This is a genomic window from Chryseobacterium caseinilyticum, from assembly GCF_014837145.1.
GTDB classification, from domain to species: Bacteria; Bacteroidota; Bacteroidia; order Flavobacteriales; family Weeksellaceae; genus Chryseobacterium; species Chryseobacterium caseinilyticum.
The window spans coordinates 283,024-303,633 of sequence record NZ_JACYFS010000002.1; the positions used below are offsets into that span (position 1 = coordinate 283,024).

A 20,610-nucleotide genomic window follows, 5' to 3' on the forward strand; every position below is an offset into this window, starting at 1 on the left:
CCGCATCCCGCATCCCGCATCCCGCATCCCGCATCCCGCATCCCGCATCCCGCATCCCGCATCCCGCATCCCGCATCCCGCATCCCGCATCCCGCATCCCGCATCCCGCATCCCGCATCCCGCATCCCGCATCCTGCATCCCGCATCACGAAAACATTCGTCACCCGCTTCTATCTTCCCGCTTTTTCCGTAAATTTGTCTTCATGAATAAAGCAGAAGTTTTAAAAGAAATCATAGAGCAGAGAAAAAGCATTTTTCCTAAAGATTATGCTGAAACAGAAATCTCACAGGAAATTATTGAAGAAATTCTAAATTCGGGGACGTTTGCTCCCAATCACAAGCGCACAAAACCGTGGCGTTTTAAAATTTTTCAGAGTGAAGAAAAAGCAAAGCTGGCTTTGGAAATGCAGGAAATTTATAAGTCCACGCAGGCTCCGCAGACTTTTCTCGAAAAAAAATATCAGGATATAGGTTTTAAAATCAATAAAGCAGACGCTGTGGTTTCCATCGTTGTCAATTTCAGCGGAATGGTTCCTGAATGGGAAGAAATCGCTGCGGTTTCTATGGCTGTACAGAATATGTATCTTACCTGCACGGCGAATGGAGTAGGCTGCTACTGGAGTTCACCGAAAATTGTTGATCATTTGAAAGAGTCTTTGACCATTGAGGAAAACCAGAAATGTTTAGGGCTTTTTTATATGGGCAATTTGGATTAATTTAACAGTGTAGCAATGTAACAATGTAACAGTGTAGCAATAAATAAGGGCGGAAATTTAGCGGTTTACCAATTTAACAGATTGGGAAATTTTGTGTAGAAGTAAATACTTTTGAATTTAAGCGGGGTAGTGTCATAGCCCTGATGGCAGCGACATCCTTTTGTGTGGCGGACGGAACGGAGAGGAGACCGCCATACAAAAGATACAGCGGACAGCAGGTTCCCGGCTCCTGATGATTTGAAATGGACGATCTGAAATTTGAGATTATATATGTTTTATTATTTTGAATATTAAATCCTGAATATTGAACTTTTTTCCTATCTTTGCACACTTAAATATTTAATCGGGACGAGTTCCCATAAAATTCAAACATTATGTCAGTAAAAATCAGATTACAAAGACACGGATCTAAAGGGAAACCTTTCTTTCACATCGTAGTTGCAGATTCAAGATCAAGAAGAGATGGTAGATTCATCGAAAAGATCGGAACTTACAACCCAATTACTAACCCTGCTACCATTGATTTGAACGTTGATTCTGCTGTAAAGTGGTTAAACAACGGTGCTCAGCCAACTGATACGGCAAGAGCAATCCTTTCTTACAAAGGTGCACTTTACAAAAAACACTTACAAGGTGGTGTTGCTAAAGGAGCTTTTGACGAGGCTGAAGCTGAGAAGAGATTCAATGCTTGGTTGTCTGAAAAAGATGCTAAAGTACAGGGGAAAGTAGAAGGTTTATCTACAGCTAAAGCTGATGCTAAGAAAGCTGCTTTGGAAGCTGAGCAAAAAGTAAACGATGCAAGAGTAGCTGCTGCTGCACAGGCTGAGGCTGATGCCAAAGCTGCTGAAGAGGCTGCAAACGCTCCTGCAGAAGAAGTTACTGAAGCTACTGAAGAACCAACTGCTGAGGCAGAAGGAACTGAAGAAACTCAGGCTTAAGTCTTTTAAAAGATACAAACTAAAGGCACGATTTTTTCGTGTCTTTTTTTTTAAATTTAAACCGTCATGGTTTTTTAAAACTTTGAAGGTTTCTTATATTTGCACTATGAAAAAAGAAGATTGTTACTTACTAGGAAAGATCACACGCAGACACGGTCTTGCCGGAAATGTAATTCTTAAATTAGATACAGACCAGCCTGAACTTTACAAAAAACTGGATTCTATTTTTGTGGAAATCAACGGTTTGCTGGTTCCTTTTTTTGTGGAAAAAACTTCATTCAGTAAGCTTGATGCACTGAATATTGCTTTTAAAAATTCTTCTGAAGCCTTAGTGGATCAGTCTTTAGGAAAGAATGTTTATCTTCCTCTGACGACTTTGCCGAAGCTTACCGGAAAACAGTTTTACTACCACGAAATTATCGGCTACGAAATTTTTGATGAGCATGATAAAAGCTGTGGTATCATCCGTTCTGTGAATGATCAGACGGCGCAAAATTATTTTGTGACCAATCTTGAGGGTAAAGAAGTGGTGATTCCATTAATCAAAGACTGGATTCTTGAGGTTGACCGTGAGGAAAGAACGATCAAAATGCAGCTTCCTGAGGGATTGATTGATGTGTTTTTGGTGCCTTCGAAAAAGGATGAGTAGTTTATCTCATAAAAATTTATACAGAAAAAGTTGGCCTTGGTGCCAACTTTTCTAATTTTATTTTCTAAGAAACAGCTTCTGCTCCTGCAGTTGCAACCTCGTGATCATCATCCACTGTGCTTCCGCTTACACCGATGGCTCCGATGATTTTTCCTGATGCGTCTTTGATTAAAACTCCGCCGGGAAAACTGATCAATCCGTTATTCGAATGTTCGATGTTGTACAGAGGCTGTCCGGGTTGAGATAATTTTCCGATTTCACCGCTGTTCATATTAAAATATCTTGCGGTTTTGGCTTTCTTTTGCGCAATATCGATGGAGCCTAGCCACGCATCATCCATTTTTGCGAATGCTACAAGATTTACACCGCTGTCTACGACGGCGATATTCATTTTTACTCCTAATTCTTTCGATTTTTCAAGGGCGGCTTCAATGGCTTTTTGAGCCTGTTCTAATGTAATGTTCATATAATTTGGATTTGATAGTTTTGTAAATCTACACAAAATCGTGCCGATTAATGAGAATATTATCAATTACTATATTAAATTTCAGATTTTTAGTTTTTCAACCAAATCATCAATCTGCTGATACATTTTATTAAAGAATATTTTACGGTCACGGTTTCCGGAAGTGCTCAGGGATTTTGAGTTTTTGATCTGATGCTCAAAATAATTGTACGTTTCACTGCAGGTTTTTATGTCATTAATCAGAATATATCCGAAAGTATTTAAAGGCATTGCGAGAAGTGAGTTTTTAGGATGGCAGAAAAAAATATCGTTGGAAAGCTGCATCAGTTCATTTTCGTAAATCTGATATTTTGGGTTGGTATCGGTTTTCTTTTCAATGTATTCAATGACTTCCTTTACTTCATTCAGGATAATTCCGGCTTCATTTTTAAGTAAAAGTCTCGTGTCGAAGTAAAAAGAAATTTGCTGAAGGATGCTGGAAATCGTCGTGTCATTCCAAATCTCAATGACGTTTTGCTCTTCGTATTTTCTGCGAAGTTCTTTTGTATTTAAATTAAAGTTGGGTGGCGAAAATTCTAAGAAGGGAACGAAAAACTGTTTTGCATTCAAAAGATTCATCCATACATAAATTTTAAATCTTGAAAGTAAAGTATCTGAAAGCGTGTAGAAAAACGGAATATCTTTCGCCGAATAGTAAATTTTCATCTCATCTGAAAGCGGAAGCCTGTCAAAAACATTCAGATTATTTTGGAAAAATGACTGTAAATCATCTGTTGAAATGACAGGAGTCGTTTTTTGCACCACTAGTTGATTTTCTGAATTGAGAAATTCATTAAGTGAAATCTGATAGTATTTTGCCAGTTCCAAAGCTTCTTCAAAACTGAATTTTGCTTTGAGCGAAGTTCTTCTATGCGCCGCATCGTAGCTGATGTTGAGGATATTGGCAATTTCATCATTCAGAGATTTGTCCCCGATTTTCTTTCTGATCTGTGTCAGCAAAACTTCCTGATGCATATTTTTGCGATTTTCACAAATGTAGAGATTTATTTTAATTTTTTTTCGCATTCGGGTGAGATTGTTCTGTGGGTAGCTTTGAATTATAATTTTAAAAGAACAGTCATGAAAAATCTAATTTTTTATTTAAGCTTATCGCTCCTGTCAGTGAGCTGTGCAGGTTTTAAAAATATTCATCCTGCGGAATCTGTTATCGGAAAAAATGTTGTTGATAACATTGATGGAACGTATCGAAATCTGCCTTCTTCAGGAAATGGTTTTTACGTACAAGCGCTCACTGATGTTTTTGACCGGAATACTAATATGTTCAGTTGGAAAGAGAAATATGTAGGAGAACACACAAAAGTTAAACTGCAAATGATAAATAATAAAAGACTTAATGTTATGATTTTTCAGGATGAAAAAATATTATTCAATAAAAATCTGAGGGTAAAGTTGAAAAACGACGGATACTTGCATTTAAAAGAAAAAAGATTAATGATTGACGGAATTCCTCTGGTTTTGGGAGGTTGGAATATTCAAAAATCCAGATTAAGAATTGATGAGAGTAACAATTTGATTGTGGAAAGTAAATATTTCTTTTGCAACGGTTTTGCGGTTGTAATGAGCGATTGGAAAACACTTCATTATACTTTAACTTTTGAAAAGCAGAAACCATGAAAAGTCTGATAGTATGCATTGCTGTTTTCTTTTCAATATCACTCAAATCCCAGTTGGGAAATGAAAAAGACTGGAAGATCATAGGAATAATTATGTGCACAAGACTGGAGGCTACCTCAATTGATAACAAAGCTTTTTTATCGTTTGGTCCTAAAATCCCGATTAATGAGAATAATTATGTGAGTTTGCGGGGGCATTTTAATTGGTGGGATGTTCCCGGAAAGAAATTCATAGTAATTCCCGAACTGGACTATTTCCGGAAAATAGGTTCGTTTTCGGACGATTCAATCACAAACTTGTACCTGGGTGCAGGGATTACTCCAAATGCAGTGTCTCCAAAAGTCGGCATTAATTTCATCCATCTTTTTTCAGCTGAATTCGGTTACAATTTCGAATACAACACATATAAACATTTTGCTAGCGCAGGTTTTAGATTTTCAATCGGAATCAATCTCGTGCTTTAATTTTTAAAATTTTATTATGAAAACAATACCTTATTTACTAATCGCCACACGGTTTCTATTCTCTCCAATTATTTTTAGTTTGGCTTATTTTAACGGAGAAAAATCCCAATTTGTAATTTTAGCTTTGATGTTTATAGGATTACTGACAGACATTTTCGACGGAATCATTGCCAGAAAAGTTGGTGTTTCATCAGAAAAATTAAGACGGCTCGACAGTCAGGTAGATTTAGTATTCTGGCTTTCCATAGGTTTTGCAGCGTATTATCTAAATTCTGATTTAATTAAATCTGAATGGAAAAGTGTTTTGCTTATTCTGATTATGGAAACACTTTGCTATATCGTCAGCTGGATCAAATTTGGAAAGGAAACCTGCACGCACGCCTGGCTCTCAAAATTGTGGGGACTGAGTTTACTGCTGGCTTTCACTTATCTCATCGGTTTTCAGAAGGCAGGTTGGGCATTTGATCTGACGGTAATTCTCGGTTTTATTTCTCATCTGGATGTTATTCTGATTATTTTTATCCTTCCAAAATGGCAGTACGATATTCCGAGTTCATTCCATGCCTGGAGAATCCGTAAGGGAAAACAACGCAAAAAATCAGTATTTTTAAACTGAATCTGATTTAAATTTAAATAATTGATATTCTTTTTAAATAAACGGCGTAAACTTTAATTTGCGCTGTTTTTTTGTAACTTTGCAAACATTAAATTTTCAGACAAAAATTTTATCATCAACAAATGAAAAAGCAAACGATTAAAGAAGTCCTACAAGACTACAAAAAAGTATTACATCATGACATTACAGTTTACGGTTGGGTAAGAGCCTTCCGTTCAAACCGCTTCATTGCACTTAATGATGGTTCTACGATTAATAATTTGCAAATTGTTGTTGATTTCGAAAATTTTGACGAAGAGATCATTAATAAAATCAGCACTGCTTCTTCACTAAAAGTTGTGGGAGAGGTGGTTGAAAGCCAGGGAGCCGGACAGACCGTGGAAATCATTGCTAAAAAGATTATTATTCTTGGAGATAACTTTACTGAGGAGAGAGATAAAACAATCCTGCAGCCGAAGAAACATTCACTTGAAGTGTTGAGAGAGCAGGCTCATTTGAGATTCAGAACTAATCTCTTTGGGGCGGTTTTCAGAGTTCGTCACGCCGTGAGTTTTGCAATTCACTCATTTTTCAATAAAAACCAGTTTTTCTACATCAATACGCCGATCGTTACCGGAGCTGATGCAGAGGGAGCTGGCGAAATGTTCGGCGTAACCAACTTTGATTTAAATAACATTCCGAGAGACGAGCAGGGTGATATCGATTTTGCACAGGATTTCTTTGGGAAGAAAACCAACTTAACGGTTTCTGGACAACTTGAAGGCGAAACTGCAGCAATGGGATTGGGAAGAATTTATACGTTCGGACCGACTTTCCGTGCAGAAAATTCAAATACAACCCGTCACTTAGCAGAATTCTGGATGATTGAGCCGGAAGTTGCTTTCAATAATCTCGAAGACAACATTGACCTGGCAGAAGATTTCCTGAAATATGTGATTCAGTATGTTTTAGATAACTGCAAAGACGATCTTGAATTCTTAGACAAGCGTTTTGAAGAAGAGCAAAAAACAAAACCTGAAAAAGAAAGAGCTAAAGAAGGTCTTATCGAAAAGCTGGAAAATGTAATCGCAAAACGTTTCAAAAGAGTTTCTTACACCGAAGCGATTGAGATTTTATTAAACTCAAAAGAAAATAAAAAAGGAAAATTTGCATTCCCAATCGAAGAGTGGGGTGCAGATCTGCAGTCTGAGCACGAAAGATTCTTGGTAGAAAAACATTTTGAATGTCCGGTAGTATTGTTTGATTATCCGAAAGAAATCAAGGCATTTTACATGAAACTGAATGATGACAACAAAACCGTAGCTGCAATGGATGTACTTTTCCCTGGAATCGGCGAAATTATTGGTGGTTCTGAAAGAGAAGCGAGATTAGACGTTCTAAAAACCAAAATGGCAGATATGCACGTAGACGAGCACGAACTTTGGTGGTACTTGGATACCAGAAGATTCGGGTCTGTTCCGCACGCAGGTTTCGGTCTTGGACTGGAAAGGCTGGTGCTTTTCGTGACAGGAATGACCAACATCAGAGACGTAATTCCTTTCCCGAGAACTCCGAAGAATGCAGAGTTTTAAATTCAAATAAAATTATATTTAGAACCGCTGAAGATCATTGATTTTCGGCGGTTTTTAATTTTCTCCCAAATTTTCAATTTCAGAATTTTTAAACTGATGAGTATGTTGAAATTTAATTTTCAGATATCTGTAGTAAATAAATGCTGATGAAAACCCCGCAAAAAATGACGCAATATGGATGATGAAAATGTTTTCTATAATGATTTCTCTTGGATCAAATGAATCGCTGAAATTCATTGTGAGATATGAAATTAAGAAAGTTGCCAAAAATTTCAGACCGAAAAAAAGCAGCAACGCAATAAAGATAGGAAGTCCTCTTTTTTCCTGATACCGGTCGCAGAGATTTCCGAAAACTACAAAGATTATAATAAAAGGTATGAGATAAAAAATGCCCAATAGTAACATAATATTTTTTATTAAATATAAATAAATTATTTCCGCAAAATTTATTTTACCGACTTAAACTCAAAAATACAATGAATTTTTTACAGAAAAAAGCCCTAACGACGTATCGTTAAAGCTTTTAAAGTTCCTAATAGTTTATTATGCTGTCTTTACATCAAAAATCGTGCTAAAATTATTTTTTGTCGAATTTTTTTTATAAATTCGTAGAATAACATTTACATACACCAGATAATAATATGCTAAAACAACATTTACAACTTAGACTTGGTCAGAAACTGGCTCCACAACAAATTCAGTTGATGAAGTTGATTCAGCTCCACACTCTGGAATTTGAAGAAGAACTGGAGCGTGAGCTTGAAGAAAATCCTGCTCTCGAAATTGCCAAGGAAGATAATACAGAAGATGAATATTCGGCTCCTGATGAAACGTACGAAAGTGAAGGCAGCGAGAGCATAGAAACCGATTTTGATGTTGATCAGTACTTATACGATGATGAGCCGGGATATAAAACTGCCTCAAGCAACTATTCTGCAGACGATGAAGATTTTGACAACGAAAGTCTGCTTACAGAAGGGCAGTCTCTGTATGATTATCTTAATGAGCAGGTGCATTTGAGCAATATTGCTGAAGACGATCTTAAAATAGCAGAATACATTATTGGAAATTTAGATACCGACGGTTATCTCAGAAGAGAAATAAAAGCAATTGTTGACGATCTCGCATTTTCTCAGGGCGTTTACACTACAAAGGAAAAGGTAGAAGACGTGCTTGAAAATTACGTTCAGAAGCTGGATCCGCCGGGAGTAGGTGCCAGAAGCCTTCAGGAATGTCTTCTTTTACAGATTGAAAAGAAAGTAAGCTCAGACAAAGCCGTTTCTCTGGCAGCGAATATTCTCCGAAATCAGTTTGATGCGCTTACCAACAAACATTACAATAAGATCATTCAGAAATACGATATTGAAGAATCGGATCTGAAAAAAGCTTTGGAGGAAATTGCAAAATTGTCACCGAAAGTAGGAGGGAATTTTGATACTCAGACCATTACCATCAATCAGGAAATTATTCCGGATTTTGTGATTCAAGTGAAGGACGGAATGGTAATTCCAATGCTGAACAGCAAAAATGCACCAACTTTGAGGGTAAGCGAAGAGTATAAGGATATTCTTTCTACGTATTCTCACGATAAAAAATCTTCGGAACATAAGCAGGCAGCTTTATTTATCAAACAAAAACTGGATGCTGCAAAATGGTATATCGACGCGATTAACCAGCGCCAGAATACTTTATTACAGACGATTAATGCAATTGTAAAGTTTCAGAAAGCTTATTTCCTAACGGGAGATGAGAAGTCTCTAAGACCAATGATCTTAAAAGATATTGCTGATATCACCGGTTTCGATATTTCAACCATTTCAAGAGTTGTAAAAAGTAAATACGCCGATACACCTAACGGAATTCTCTATCTTAAAGATTTATTCTCAGATTCGTTAACAAATGATGATGGCGAGGAAGTTTCAACAAAAGAAATCAAAAATCATCTTCAGGAAGTCATCAGCAAAGAAAACAAACGGAAGCCTCTTACAGACGATGCTTTGGTGGTAATGCTGAAAGAACAGGGTTACAATATTGCCAGAAGAACTATCGCTAAATACCGTGAACAGCTCAATATTCCGGTAGCGAGACTGAGAAAAGAATTATAAAAAACGAAAAAGCATTTCAGAACGAAATGCTTTTTTTTTATGCTGAAAATTATCCTTAAAAAATTAATTTTCCTGAGAATCAATATCTTTTAACTGTTTTAAACTTTTATCCAATCTTCCCATAATGATGCCGTAAACCAATCGGTAGTAAAGCCAGATCAGAATTACGCAGAGAACAGTACTAATGATAATTCCTGCAATGAAGCCTGTTTTTTCGGAAGATTCCAGATGAACGTTCTGGTGATTGATCACATAAAAAACAAAACAGGTAAAAACACTTGTAAATGTGATGAAAAGAATAATATTAATTAAAATAAAGGCATTAACGGTCTTTTTAAAATTAATAATTCTAGTTATAAAAGCCTTAAGATCTTCCTCGATTCTTATTTTACGGTAATTCTGATAAAATTTAATCACAAAATAACCTGTGACCAAAAGGGTAATCGTTTTAATAACCAGATAAATATTTTCAAGATTACTTTTGAGCTCGGCATTTTTTTCCACACCCAATTTCTGAAGGGAAGACATAAAAGAACTCGATTCCTGATCCTGAATAATGTAATAAAATCCGAATAAAGTAAAGAAGAAAAACTCTGCTGCGCTGATCCAGAAAATATATTTCATGTAGTTGCGCGATTTTTTGTTGAGCATCTTCAGGATCTCACTGTCGTTATATTTATCTTCAACGGGTTGCTTTTGCCAGGTCGTTTTAAAGCTGTCTAAATCAAAATCAGGCATATTTTTCCATCTTTTCTTTAAGAATTTTTTTCAGTCTGTTCATTTTTACACGGGCATTCACTTCAGTGATACCAAGGTTTTCTGCAATATCTCTGTACGGAAGATCGTCGAGATACATCATCACAATCGCTCTTTCCACATTGGGCAGCGTTTTGATCACCTGATAAAGTAGTGAAATCTGTTGCTGCTTGTCGTCATTATCATCCTCATAATCTCTGAGGTTGATGTCGAGCTCATTGGTCTGTAAAGATTTGCTTTTTTTTCTGAATAACGTAATGGCAGTATTTAGAGCCACACGGTACATCCAGGTAGAAATTTTAGAATTTCCTTTAAAGGAATCATAGCTTTTCCAGAGTTGAAGAACAATTTCCTGGAAGAGATCTTCTTCATCCTCAAGGGAATTGGTGTAAAGACGCGACACTTTGATAATCAATCCCTGATTATTTTTGATCAGCTGCGCAAATTCTTTTTCTTTGGTCACCAATTTAGTTTTTCAACTGCACGAAGATATGATATAATTTGAAAGTTTGAAAATTTTACTAATTTGAAAATGCTGCTGCTGCTTATTTTTTAAAGGAAAAAAAGTATCGATTCATTATCGAGGGAACATTCGATAATCATTTCTATCATTAATGCGATTAAAAAAATCTGCATAAGATTGCAAGGTTGGAGAAAATTATATGTTGTGGAGAATACGGGATCTAACCCATAACCTTTAGACTGCCAGTCTAACACTAAATGACGTGTGAACTGAAAATCTGTAAATAATGTGTGAATTTCCACGTATAATAAATTTTACAAATTATCTCATTACTAAATTTTCAAATTAGCTATCTTTGCACCCACGAGAAAACCGGCCTGTTGATTCTCATTTTTTTGAGGGTAGGAAAGTCCGGACACCACAGGGCAGCAAAGCGGATAACATCCGTCATCCGCGAGGATAGGACAAGTGCAACAGAAAGCAGGTACAGTTCGGCTGTAGTGAAACCAGGTAAACTCTTTGCGGTGCAATGGTAAGTATATCGGTTCTTTTCAGAAATGAAAATAGGGGCGGCCCGTCCTGAAAACCGAGGGGTAATCAGCTCAAGTTGTGCAGCAATGTACAACGCAGATAAATAACAGGCGTCCTGATTTTTTGGGATACAGAATCCGGCTTACAGGTTTTCTCGTGGTTTTTGTTGGGTGTGGGATGTCTAAACACCGCAAATCTCGTTTACTTCTTGGGTTTTTACCTGACTTTTTTGAAATTTTTTAGAAATTTATAGTGTTATAAACAACATTTCTGAGTTAGCGATGTTATCACCTGTCTCTTTTTACTTTTGCCCTAGCTCATCCTTACTCACTTTCCAGCTGTTTTTTAGCTTCATCCAAACCTTTTTTGTCTTCTTTCGAAAGTTGTGGGAATTGTAAATCCATTTTCTCAAGAGTTTCAATAATAATCTGAATCGCTGCCAACCTCGCAAACCATTTGTTATCCGCAGGAATTACGTACCAGGGTGCATAGTCTTTTGATGTTTCATTGATGGCGGTTTCGTAGCAATCCATGTATTTGTCAAACAACGCTCTTTCCGGAAGGTCTGCAGACGAGAATTTCCAGTTTTTTTCCTGTTCGTTGATGCGGTCCAGGAGTCTTTCCTTTTGCTCGTCTTTGGAAACATTTAGAAAAATTTTGATGATGGTTGTTCCGTTATTAGCAAGATGTTTTTCAAAATTGCTGATGCTTTCGTAACGGTTTTTCCAGAATTTACCGTCGAAATCTTTTACGTCTTTCCAGGTTTTTTCACTTAAATTATACTCAGGATGCACCTTACAGACCAAAACGCTTTCATAGTGTGAACGGTTGAAAATTCCGATCATTCCTTTCTGCGGAACGGCTAAATAATGTCTCCACAGGAAGTCATGTGCATATTCTTTTGAGCTTGGTGTTTTGAAACTCATCACATTGCATCCCTGCGGATTTACACCTCCAAAAACATGCTCAATTAACGAATCCTTTCCTGCTGCATCCATTGCCTGAAGTACAACCAGCAAAGATTGACTTCCGTCAGCATACAGTTTTTCCTGCAGGTCACGAAGTTTTTCTTTTTCCTTCATGATCATTTCTAAACCTTCCTCTTTTGTAAGTTTTCCCTTGTATGAAGTTTCTGTTTTTTTAATTGAAAATTTACCGTTTACTTTAAATTCTTCTGAAAAATCGCTGTTCATTTTTTAATATTTTATCTAAAATAGCAAAAAAAAACCATCTCCGGTGAGAGATGGTTTATATAATATTTTATTTCTAAAATTAGTTTGCCGCTTTAGCTTCATTTGCCGCTTTTCTGGCTGCCTTTTCTGCTTTCTTAGCTTCTTTTGCTGCAATTTTAGCTGCTTTTTTATCAGCTTTTTCTTTAGCTTTTAATTCTTCTGGTGTTAAAACTATTGGCTCAGGCGCTGGTTCAGGTGCTGCTTCTACAGCGTTAGCATCTACATTTCCTTTGATGTAGATAATACTTCTGCTGTTAACCGGGTCATTAGAAAATACTTCAATCATTTTAGTGAAAGGTCCTGCCAAAGCAGTGTTGTATCCTACCTTAATTTTTGAAGATTTTCCTGGTAAAATAGGATCCTGGCTCCACTCAGGGGTTGTACATCCGCAAGATGGCTTTACGTTTGAAAGTACCAAAGGCTTGTCTCCGGTGTTTGTAACAGTAAAAAATCTTGTGCCGTCTGATCCGGGTTTGATTGTTCCGTATTCAAAAGTTGTATTGTCAAATGTGATGGTCTGCGCAGATGCAAAAGCAACTGTTCCCAATAAAGCAATTCCAGCTAGTAAGTTTTTCATATACTTAAAGTTAATATGTATGTTAGATAATTTTGAGGAACAAAGTTAAAAATTATTTTAATTAGTGCTTACATTTTTTTACTTTAAACTATTTTTGCAGATTGTAAGATATAGAAATTAGAATTTATGCAGATTTCAGAAAAATATAATCCTCAGGAAACAGAACAGAAATGGTACAAATACTGGCTGGAAAACAAATATTTCCACTCAGAACCCAACGAAAAGCCGCCTTACACAATTGTAATTCCACCGCCGAACGTCACGGGGATTCTACACATGGGTCACATGTTGAATAACACCATTCAGGATATTCTGGTTCGCCGTGCAAGAATGCAGGGCTTCAATGCCTGCTGGGTTCCGGGAACAGATCACGCTTCTATTGCTACAGAAGCGAAAGTTGTTGCCAAACTGAAGTCTGAAGGAATCAATAAATCTGACCTTACCCGTGAAGAATTTTTGAAACACGCATGGGAATGGACTGACAAATACGGCGGAACTATACTTGAACAGCTGAAAAAACTGGGTTGCTCGTGCGACTGGGACAGAACGAGTTTCACCATGGAACCGAAACTTTCGAGTCAGGTGATTAAGGCTTTTGTTGATTTGTATAATAAAGGTTTGATTTACAGAGGTTACCGTATGGTAAACTGGGATCCGGAAGCAAAAACCAATATCTCTGATGAAGAAGTAATTTTTAAAGAACAGAACGGAAAATTATATTTTCTTAAATATAAAATTGAAGGAACTGAAGAATTTCTTTCGGTAGCAACTACACGTCCGGAGACTATTTTTGGAGACACCGCAGTTTGTATCAATCCAAATGACGAAAGATATGCTCATCTGAAAGGTAAAAACGTTATTGTTCCCATCGTTAACAGAGCTATTCCAATTATCGAAGACGAATATGTTGATATTGAATTCGGGACTGGAGCACTTAAAATTACTCCGGCTCATGATCTTAATGACTACGAAATCGGAAAGAAACACAATCTCCCAATGATTGATTCTCTGGATGACGACGCCAATCTGAATGAGCACGGACTGCATTACGCAGGAAAAAACAGATTTGATGTAAGGAAACAGATCGCAAAAGAACTTGAAGAAAACAATCTGCTGCTGAAAGCGGAAGATTACGCCAATAAAGTAGGAACTTCTGAAAGAACAGGCGCTGTAATCGAGCCTAAAGTTTCTGTTCAGTGGTTTTTAAAAATGTCTGAAATCGGAAAACCTGCTTTGGATGTTGTGATGGATGATGAAGTAAAATTCTATCCTGAAAAATTCAAAAATACCTACAAACACTGGATGGAAAACATCCGCGACTGGAATATTTCCCGCCAGCTCTGGTGGGGACAGCAGATTCCTGCGTATTATTATGGTGAAGGTGAAAATGATTTTGTAGTTGCTGAAAATATTGAAGAAGCGCTGGAAATTGCGAAGGAAAAATCTCAAATTTCAAACCTTCAAATTTCAAATCTCCGTCAGGACGGAGACGCCCTCGATACATGGTTCTCTTCATGGTTGTGGCCAATGTCGGTTTTTGACGGACTGAATAATCCTGACAATAAAGACATCAATTATTATTATCCAACTGCAGATTTGGTAACTGGTCCGGATATCATCTTCTTCTGGGTTGCCAGGATGATTATGGCAGGGTTGGAATACAGGAAAGAAATTCCTTTCAAAAATGTTTATTTTACAGGTATTGTGAGAGACAGACTGGGCAGAAAAATGTCTAAATCTCTCGGGAATTCACCGGATCCGTTGGATTTGATCGAGCGTTACGGAGCTGATGCAGTAAGAGTAGGAATTATGATGAGCTCTGCAGCCGGAAATGATTTAAAATTTGATTCAGAACAGATTGATGAAGAAGGAAATGTTCTGACTGAAAAGCAGATCAAACAGAGAATGGAAGAGGGTAAAGATGCAGTTTACACTTCTCCGTTATGTGATCTTGGAAGAAATTTCGGGACTAAAATCTGGAACGCTTTCCGTTTGATCAACATGTGGAAGCATGAAGAAAAACCTGCAAATTCCACAGAGATTCAGACTATCGAATGGTTTGAAAATCAACTCAATAAATCTATCGCAGAAATCAATGATCAGTTTGATAAATTCAGGATTTCGGATGCTTTAAATTTAATTCAGAAATTAATCAAAGATGACTTCTGTGGCTGGTATCTTGAAGCTGTAAAACCAAATTTCGGGGAAGGAATTTCAAAAGAAGTCTACACGAAAACCATTGAGTTATTCGAAGAACTGATGAAGCTGCTTCATCCGTTTATGCCTTTCCTTACAGAAGAATTGTGGCAGACGATTGCAGAAAGAAAGACGGAAGATGCTCTGATGATTGCTCAGCAGAAGAAATCAGAAACATTTGACGAAACAGTCATTAGGAATTTTGAAACAGCATCTGAAGTGATTTCAGGAGTAAGAAACTACCGTCAGACCAAAGGAATTTCTCCGAAAGAGAATGTGGAAGTTTACACGAATGCCGCAGAATTTGCCAATGAATCTGTCATTAAAAAACTGGCGAATATTTCAGAAATTCATTTCGCAACAAAAACAGATAAGCCAAGCTTCACATTCCTTGTCGGTTCTACAGAAATTTCAATTCCTTTAAGTGAAAACTTAGATTTAGGAGAAGAAAAAGAGAAAACCGAAGAAGAACTGAAATATTTAAAAGGCTTCCTGATTTCTGTAGATAAAAAGCTTTCCAACGAAAAATTTGTTGCCAACGCAAAACCGGAAGTTGTAGAAGTGGAGCGCAAAAAACAGAAAGATGCACAGGATAAAATTGCAATTCTGGAAGAGAAACTGAAGAGTTTATAAATAAGTTTTGGGCTGAGATTAAGTTTCAGATTGATCTTTAATCTCAGCCTCAGCCTTAACCTTAAAATTATAATGCAACATATAGAAAATATAAAAAAACTGTTCTCAAAAAACTTCGTGGAAAGTCCACTCATAGAAAGTTTTGAGGTTGGGAAAATCTATCTTTCAAGCGGAAAACTGGTGGCTTGCGATCCGGTTCTGACCAATGATATGAAACCGTTTACCACAGATTTCCCGACAGGCGAATTTCAGGTACTGCTTCATAAAGAAAGAGAAAGCAACTGCGTGGCATACGGCGAAATTGTTTTTGCCAAAAACGAGATTTTGAATTGGGAAATGGCTACAACACAAGGTCAGAATATTAAGGATCTCGCTAACGAAGAAGTCTTTGGTTATCCGGTAGAAAGCGGAATGGGCTGTTTTATGGACCTCGAAAGTCAGAACAGTCTCAATGACCTTGAGCAGAAGCTTTTCCAGAGAAAAGGAGATGATTTCATGGGAATTTATGAAGAATTTTTTCACGAACATTTTTTCGATGAAAACGGAGCCATCGATCAGTACGCATTTTTGAAACCTGATGAAGAGCAGCCCAGAAATATTTTCGCTTTTGAAACCGGATATGGTGAAGGATTTTATGCAAGTTACATCGGATTTGACTCAAATAATAACCCTGTGAAGATAGTTACGGAATTTATTGAAATTCAGTAAAACATATAGTTTTTTAAGTTAAATTAGACTTCTGAAAACTGTAAGATGAATTTTTCTAAATCCCAGCCCAAAATTGTGGTCATCGGAAGCTGCTCCATTGATCATTTTGTAACTACCGACAGACTTCCGGCTTCACATGAATTTGTGACTGCACAGAAGTACGAGTATTTTTTTGGTGGAAAAGGCGCTAATCAGGCGGTGGGAATGTCCCGTTTGGGAGCTCACGTTTATTTTATCGGCTGTGTGGGGATGGATCCTGCTGGGCAGCAGATTATGAGAAATCTTGTTCAGGAAAATGTAAATGTAGGTTTTGTAGCTGAAACAGATCTTGAAACTACCGGCAGTGCCTTTATTACAAAAACAGATACAGATTATTCTGTTGTAGTAATTCCTGCAGCAAATCAATATCTTACAACGCAAAACATCGATGCCGCAGATAAATACATCCGCGAAAGTGATATGCTTCTCCTACAACTCGAAATTTCTGATGCACTTTTGAAACACGCTGTTCTAAAAGGCAAATTATACCGTAAAACAGTAGGGCTTTACGCATCACCGGCCAGAAAAGTTGATCAGATCATTTTAGATCAGGCTGACTTTATTGTGGCAAAAAGCAACGAACTTTCTCTGGTTTTTGGCAGTGAAAATCTTGAATCACTTTTAGAAAAGTATTCCAATAAACTTTTTGTGCGTGATGAAACCAATTCTACCGTATATCAGAACGGAACTAATATGAAATATCAGCGGGAGGAAAATGAAAATATGAAATATCAGATTGGAATGGGAGATGGCTTCACATGCGGATTTGCATACGCTTTGGCCCATGGAAATCAACTTGAAGACTGTGTACACCTCGGAAATAGAGTTTCGGCAGAAGTTTCTCTGAAAACAGGCGCTCAGACCGGGCTTCCATACCTGAAGGATCTTCTTTAAAAGTTATTTACAGCATATTTAAAAAGCGTTTCCAAGCTTTTTTAATCACATTATTTTTCCACCTTTGAGGTGGAATTTTTCTTTATGGAAAGAATATATCTTACCAATTTGAGTGGTGCTAAAATCTGTCTTCATATCTTCAGTGCTGACATTGAAAGTGACAGCAAAAAAGTTCTGCTCATCAACTCTGCAACCGGCGTTCGGCAGCAGATTTATTTTTCCTTTGCGGCATTTGCCAAAAGAAACAATATCACTGTAATTACCTATGATTACGAAGGAATCGGACTTTCAAAGCCTGCAAATCTAAAAAAATCGAAAGCTTCCATGCGGTCGTGGGGAAATTCTGATTTTAAAACGGTCACTGATTTTATAGTTAAAACTTTTCCGAAGCATACGAAATTTTGCCTCGGACATTCAGTTGGAGCATTGATTTTAGGGATGAATAAAGATTCTGCAATATTTGAAAAATTTTTCTTTGTCGCCACGCAAAATGCCTTCATCGGAAACTTAAAATGGAAAACAAAAATTGAAGCTTTTTTCGGTTTTGGATTTGTTCAGCCATTTTTTACAGAGTTATTCGGTTATTTTCCAGCGCATTGGTTTGGACTTGGAGAAAGTCTTCCAAAAAATTGCGCTTATGACTGGAGAACCTTAATTTTGAACCGGAAATCCACCAATAAATTACTGAGTAAAACGAGTGATTATTCTAAAGATTTAAATCAGAAAGTTTTAGTTCTGTATGCTGAAGATGATACGTGGCTGACGGAAAAAGGAGTGAAGTCTTTACTGAATGAAACTTATTCAAATTTAAAACCTCAATACAAAATTCTAAAAATTTCGGAATCTGAACAAGGAAAAATAGGTCACATTAATTTTTTCAGAAGCTATAATGAAAATCTTTGGGATATTATTCTGACTGAAATTGTATAGTTGGTTGAGACACGAATACACGAATTTTTTCTTTATTGAAAACTGAAAAATATTCGGCTAAATAATTTTCGTGCGTTGGTGGCAAAAATAATTAAAACTTAAAAAATGAACAGCACAATCCAAAAAACAATAGAATTCGTAAAGCAAAAACTGGAAGGCGCAGAAGCCGGTCACGACTGGTTTCACATCGAAAGGGTCTGGAAACTTTCAAAAAAAATTGCTGAGACCGAAAACTGTAATCTTGAAGTAGTGGAATTATCTGCCTTGCTTCACGATATCGCCGATCCGAAATTTCATGATGGTGACGAAACTTTAGCTCTAAAAATTTCAAGAGAATTACTTGAAAAATTAGAGGTCGATGAAAGTGTGATCACGCAGGTTTTATTTGTGATTCAAAATATTTCATTTAAAAACAGGGGAGAAGCTCCGAAAGATTCACTAATTGAACTGAAAATCGTACAGGATGCCGACAGAATCGATGCTATCGGTGCTATTGGTGTTGCAAGAACATTTAATTTCGGTGGTTTTAAAAATAATCTGATGTATCATCCTGATATTCAACCAAAATTGAATATGTCGAAAGATGAATACAAAAAATCAGACGGAACTACAATCAACCATTTTTACGAAAAACTGTTGCTTCTGAAAGATTTGATGAATACTGATGAGGGCAAAAAAATAGCCGGAGAAAGACATCAGTTCATGATTTCGTTTCTGGATCAGTTTTATAAAGAATGGAATGTTGATTAATGTTTTAGGCTAAAAAATCAATTCATATCTTTGTTTCATGGGATTTATTCTTTCTTTGGTTTTTGTAATTCTGGTACTCTCGCTTTTTCTTTCAAAAGTCAGAAAAGGACGGGCTGGCGAACTGGCCAGACTGTTTAGGATTTTAAGTCTCGTTTTTGCCATTTCACTTTTTACCTATTGGTTCATCAAAAAAAGTACAATCAGGATTGTTGATCATTCTGTTTCGCTTCAGCTGATCAATAAACTTCCGCAGGCGCTCGATTTTTATCTTATTAAAGTTAACAGAAGTGCGACGGAACAGGCCTTGGAAACCAGCCACATCGGAAAAATCCGCCCCGAATATTACCGTGTGGAGTATCTTTCCATGAAAAACTCAGATGAATACTGGATTGCTGGTTATCTTGGCAAAAAAAATCTGGTTTATTTCTCACAGCATTCTGTACCCAATAAAAATATGGATCAGATGATTGAAGTTCAGAATTACATCAATCAAAGTGAAAAACTGTCAGCGATTGCAAAAAAGGAGATTGAGGAAGACAATTACCAGAATATGTTTTCTGGAATTTGGGTTACCCTCAATTTGCTTCTTATTTTTCTGAATCTTGTTTTGATATTGCGGAAGAAAAATTAAAACAAACTCGGCGGATTTTCCTGAGCAAGTTTAGGAATGTGCATATCTGTTTTCCATTCTTTATTCATCTCTTCAATCAAGTGAGCAGAAAGCAGAGGCGACGCTTTTTCAAGGTTTTGATGAACGAAAAAGTAGAGATTTTGCAGACCTTCTTTCTTCCATTTCGTTAAATGTTTCAACCAGTCATCCAATCGTTCGTAATCGCTTTCATGATTGGCTCCCACGTATCTGATGAACGCGTTTGGAGTCGTAAGTCTCATATGAAGCATATCTCTTCTTCCTGCTGTGTCAACGATGATGTTGGTAATGTCATTATCCTCAAAAAGCTGGCAGGTTTTATCAAAAATCTCTTCATCAGTAAACCATTCAGTATTTCGGAGTTCGATTGCTAAAGGCACTTCTTTGGGCCACTTCGTCACAAACTGTTCCAGCCTTTCGTAGTCTTTCGGCTTGAAATTATCGTGAAGCTGAAGGAAAACCATTCCTAATTTTTCATCAAAATTTAAAACGGCTGTTGCAAACTGAGTCACCACGTCATCAATATTCAAAAGTCTTCTGAAGTGAGAAACGGTATTGGTAATTTTTGGGAAAAATTTAAAGTCAGCCGGCGTTTTTTCCTTCCACGTTAAAACCTGTTCTGAAGTCGGCATTCCGTAGAAAGTTGCGTTCAATTCAATCGAATTAAACTGTGTCGAATAATATCCCAGTTCATCTTTCGTACCTTTTGGGTAGAAACCTTTCAAATCTGTTTTATTCCATTTTGCACAGCCTATGGAGATATTTTCAAGCCCCTTTTTATTTTGCTTTAAAATTTCTTTGGTTCTCGAATGGTCTTTTGGTAATGTGAAATCTATTTTTGAAGGGTCTTCTACTTGTCCGAATTTCATGAGGTTGGGTTATTTATATTACAAAGTTAAGAGAATTTATGTTTAGAAGTGCAGTTAAGATCCTTTCATAATTCATTTATTTTAGATTAGAGCCTGGTAATTTCAGTCCATTATAAATTTACTTTTTAACAAAGCTCAATTTCGGTAAAGAAAAGTGATTGAAATTATGCTGACTGTTAAATTA

The 20,610-nt window shown here is 36.8% G+C and carries 22 protein-coding genes and 1 other RNA gene; 15 read left to right on the forward strand and 8 right to left on the reverse strand.

Annotated features, from left to right (window positions below; translation table 11 throughout):
• Nucleotides 1-203 precede the first annotated feature (203 nt).
• The 3 genes from IC610_RS09365 (at nt 204) to rimM (ending at nt 2,303) form a co-directional block, all read left to right on the forward strand.
• Nucleotides 204-716, forward strand: coding sequence for a nitroreductase family protein (locus IC610_RS09365; RefSeq protein ID WP_191736828.1), 513 nt, complete (start codon nt 204-206; stop codon nt 714-716).
• 374 nt (nt 717-1,090) lie between these two features.
• On the forward strand, nt 1,091-1,654 hold the full coding sequence (locus IC610_RS09370) for a 30S ribosomal protein S16 (RefSeq protein ID WP_056076991.1): 564 nt from the start codon (nt 1,091-1,093) through the stop codon (nt 1,652-1,654).
• A gap of 106 nt (nt 1,655-1,760) precedes the next feature.
• Entirely contained in the window at nt 1,761-2,303 is a 543-nt protein-coding gene (rimM, locus tag IC610_RS09375; protein ID WP_191736621.1) for a ribosome maturation factor RimM, read from the forward strand.
• Between the two features lie 64 nt (nt 2,304-2,367).
• On the opposite strand, the gene IC610_RS09380 is transcribed toward rimM, so the two are convergent.
• Nucleotides 2,368-2,769 carry a GlcG/HbpS family heme-binding protein gene (locus IC610_RS09380; RefSeq protein WP_191736622.1) on the reverse strand — a complete coding sequence of 134 codons (402 nt, stop codon included), beginning with the start codon at nt 2,767-2,769 and terminating at the stop codon, nt 2,368-2,370.
• 81 nt (nt 2,770-2,850) lie between these two features.
• Complete coding sequence (locus IC610_RS09385; RefSeq protein WP_191736623.1) at nt 2,851-3,783, reverse strand: helix-turn-helix domain-containing protein; 933 nt, start codon at nt 3,781-3,783, stop codon at nt 2,851-2,853.
• A gap of 105 nt (nt 3,784-3,888) precedes the next feature.
• On the opposite strand from IC610_RS09385, the gene IC610_RS09390 reads away from it, so the two are divergent.
• From IC610_RS09390 to asnS, 4 genes are all read left to right on the forward strand, one after another.
• Entirely contained in the window at nt 3,889-4,443 is a 555-nt protein-coding gene (locus tag IC610_RS09390; protein WP_191736624.1) for a hypothetical protein, read from the forward strand.
• On the forward strand, nt 4,440-4,907 hold the full coding sequence (locus tag IC610_RS09395) for a hypothetical protein (protein ID WP_191736625.1): 468 nt from the start codon (nt 4,440-4,442) through the stop codon (nt 4,905-4,907). Before IC610_RS09390 ends, IC610_RS09395 begins: the two co-directional genes overlap by 4 nt.
• 16 nt (nt 4,908-4,923) lie before the next feature.
• A complete protein-coding gene (locus tag IC610_RS09400; RefSeq protein ID WP_191736626.1) occupies nt 4,924-5,523 on the forward strand; it encodes a CDP-alcohol phosphatidyltransferase family protein in 600 nt (199 codons plus the stop codon).
• Between the two features lie 122 nt (nt 5,524-5,645).
• Entirely contained in the window at nt 5,646-7,094 is a 1,449-nt protein-coding gene (asnS, locus tag IC610_RS09405; protein ID WP_191736627.1) for an asparagine--tRNA ligase, read from the forward strand.
• Between the two features lie 54 nt (nt 7,095-7,148).
• On the opposite strand, the gene IC610_RS09410 is transcribed toward asnS, so the two are convergent.
• Nucleotides 7,149-7,499: a hypothetical protein gene (locus IC610_RS09410; RefSeq protein ID WP_191736628.1), complete on the reverse strand. Its 351-nt coding sequence runs from the start codon at nt 7,497-7,499 to the stop codon at nt 7,149-7,151.
• A gap of 236 nt (nt 7,500-7,735) precedes the next feature.
• On the opposite strand from IC610_RS09410, the gene rpoN reads away from it, so the two are divergent.
• A complete protein-coding gene (gene rpoN / locus IC610_RS09415) occupies nt 7,736-9,199 on the forward strand; it encodes an RNA polymerase factor sigma-54 (RefSeq protein ID WP_056077011.1) in 1,464 nt (487 codons plus the stop codon).
• A gap of 63 nt (nt 9,200-9,262) precedes the next feature.
• On the opposite strand, the gene IC610_RS09420 is transcribed toward rpoN, so the two are convergent.
• Both IC610_RS09420 and IC610_RS09425 read right to left on the reverse strand, forming a co-directional pair.
• On the reverse strand, nt 9,263-9,937 hold the full coding sequence (locus IC610_RS09420) for a hypothetical protein (RefSeq protein WP_056077013.1): 675 nt from the start codon (nt 9,935-9,937) through the stop codon (nt 9,263-9,265).
• The gene (locus tag IC610_RS09425) at nt 9,930-10,421 is read right to left on the reverse strand and encodes an RNA polymerase sigma factor (protein WP_056077017.1); all 492 of its coding nucleotides are present in this window, start codon (nt 10,419-10,421) and stop codon (nt 9,930-9,932) included. The genes IC610_RS09420 and IC610_RS09425 overlap by 8 nt, the downstream gene beginning before the upstream one ends.
• 361 nt (nt 10,422-10,782) lie before the next feature.
• Between IC610_RS09425 and rnpB the strand changes: the two genes are divergently transcribed.
• Nucleotides 10,783-11,110, forward strand: an RNA gene (gene rnpB / locus IC610_RS09430) — RNase P RNA component class A.
• A 162-nt stretch (nt 11,111-11,272) separates the two neighbouring features.
• Here the strand turns inward: rnpB and IC610_RS09435 are convergent.
• Together IC610_RS09435 and IC610_RS09440 are read right to left on the reverse strand one after the other, a co-directional pair.
• Entirely contained in the window at nt 11,273-12,142 is an 870-nt protein-coding gene (locus tag IC610_RS09435) for a PPK2 family polyphosphate kinase (RefSeq protein ID WP_056077019.1), read from the reverse strand.
• 79 nt (nt 12,143-12,221) lie between these two features.
• The gene (locus IC610_RS09440) at nt 12,222-12,758 is read right to left on the reverse strand and encodes a DUF1573 domain-containing protein (protein WP_191736629.1); all 537 of its coding nucleotides are present in this window, start codon (nt 12,756-12,758) and stop codon (nt 12,222-12,224) included.
• 126 nt (nt 12,759-12,884) lie between these two features.
• On the opposite strand from IC610_RS09440, the gene IC610_RS09445 reads away from it, so the two are divergent.
• The 6 genes from IC610_RS09445 to IC610_RS09470 all read left to right on the forward strand — a co-directional run bounded on the left by IC610_RS09445 (nt 12,885) and on the right by IC610_RS09470 (nt 19,539).
• Nucleotides 12,885-15,587, forward strand: a complete 2,703-nt coding sequence (locus tag IC610_RS09445) for a valine--tRNA ligase (protein ID WP_191736630.1) — start codon at nt 12,885-12,887, stop codon at nt 15,585-15,587.
• Between the two features lie 72 nt (nt 15,588-15,659).
• Complete coding sequence (locus tag IC610_RS09450; protein WP_191736631.1) at nt 15,660-16,295, forward strand: DUF4241 domain-containing protein; 636 nt, start codon at nt 15,660-15,662, stop codon at nt 16,293-16,295.
• A gap of 45 nt (nt 16,296-16,340) precedes the next feature.
• Complete coding sequence (locus IC610_RS09455; RefSeq protein ID WP_191736632.1) at nt 16,341-17,228, forward strand: PfkB family carbohydrate kinase; 888 nt, start codon at nt 16,341-16,343, stop codon at nt 17,226-17,228.
• Nucleotides 17,229-17,312: 84 nt separating this feature from the next.
• Complete coding sequence (locus tag IC610_RS09460; RefSeq protein ID WP_191736633.1) at nt 17,313-18,158, forward strand: alpha/beta hydrolase family protein; 846 nt, start codon at nt 17,313-17,315, stop codon at nt 18,156-18,158.
• 105 nt (nt 18,159-18,263) lie between these two features.
• Entirely contained in the window at nt 18,264-18,908 is a 645-nt protein-coding gene (locus IC610_RS09465) for an HD domain-containing protein (RefSeq protein ID WP_191736634.1), read from the forward strand.
• 37 nt (nt 18,909-18,945) lie between these two features.
• Nucleotides 18,946-19,539 carry a hypothetical protein gene (locus tag IC610_RS09470; RefSeq protein ID WP_191736635.1) on the forward strand — a complete coding sequence of 198 codons (594 nt, stop codon included), beginning with the start codon at nt 18,946-18,948 and terminating at the stop codon, nt 19,537-19,539.
• Here IC610_RS09470 and IC610_RS09475 read toward each other — a convergent pair.
• Nucleotides 19,536-20,426 (reverse strand): DUF72 domain-containing protein, encoded by an 891-nt coding sequence (locus tag IC610_RS09475; protein WP_191736636.1) that lies wholly within the window; start codon nt 20,424-20,426, stop codon nt 19,536-19,538. The genes IC610_RS09470 and IC610_RS09475 overlap by 4 nt on opposite strands.
• Between the last annotated feature and the right edge of the window lie 184 nt (nt 20,427-20,610).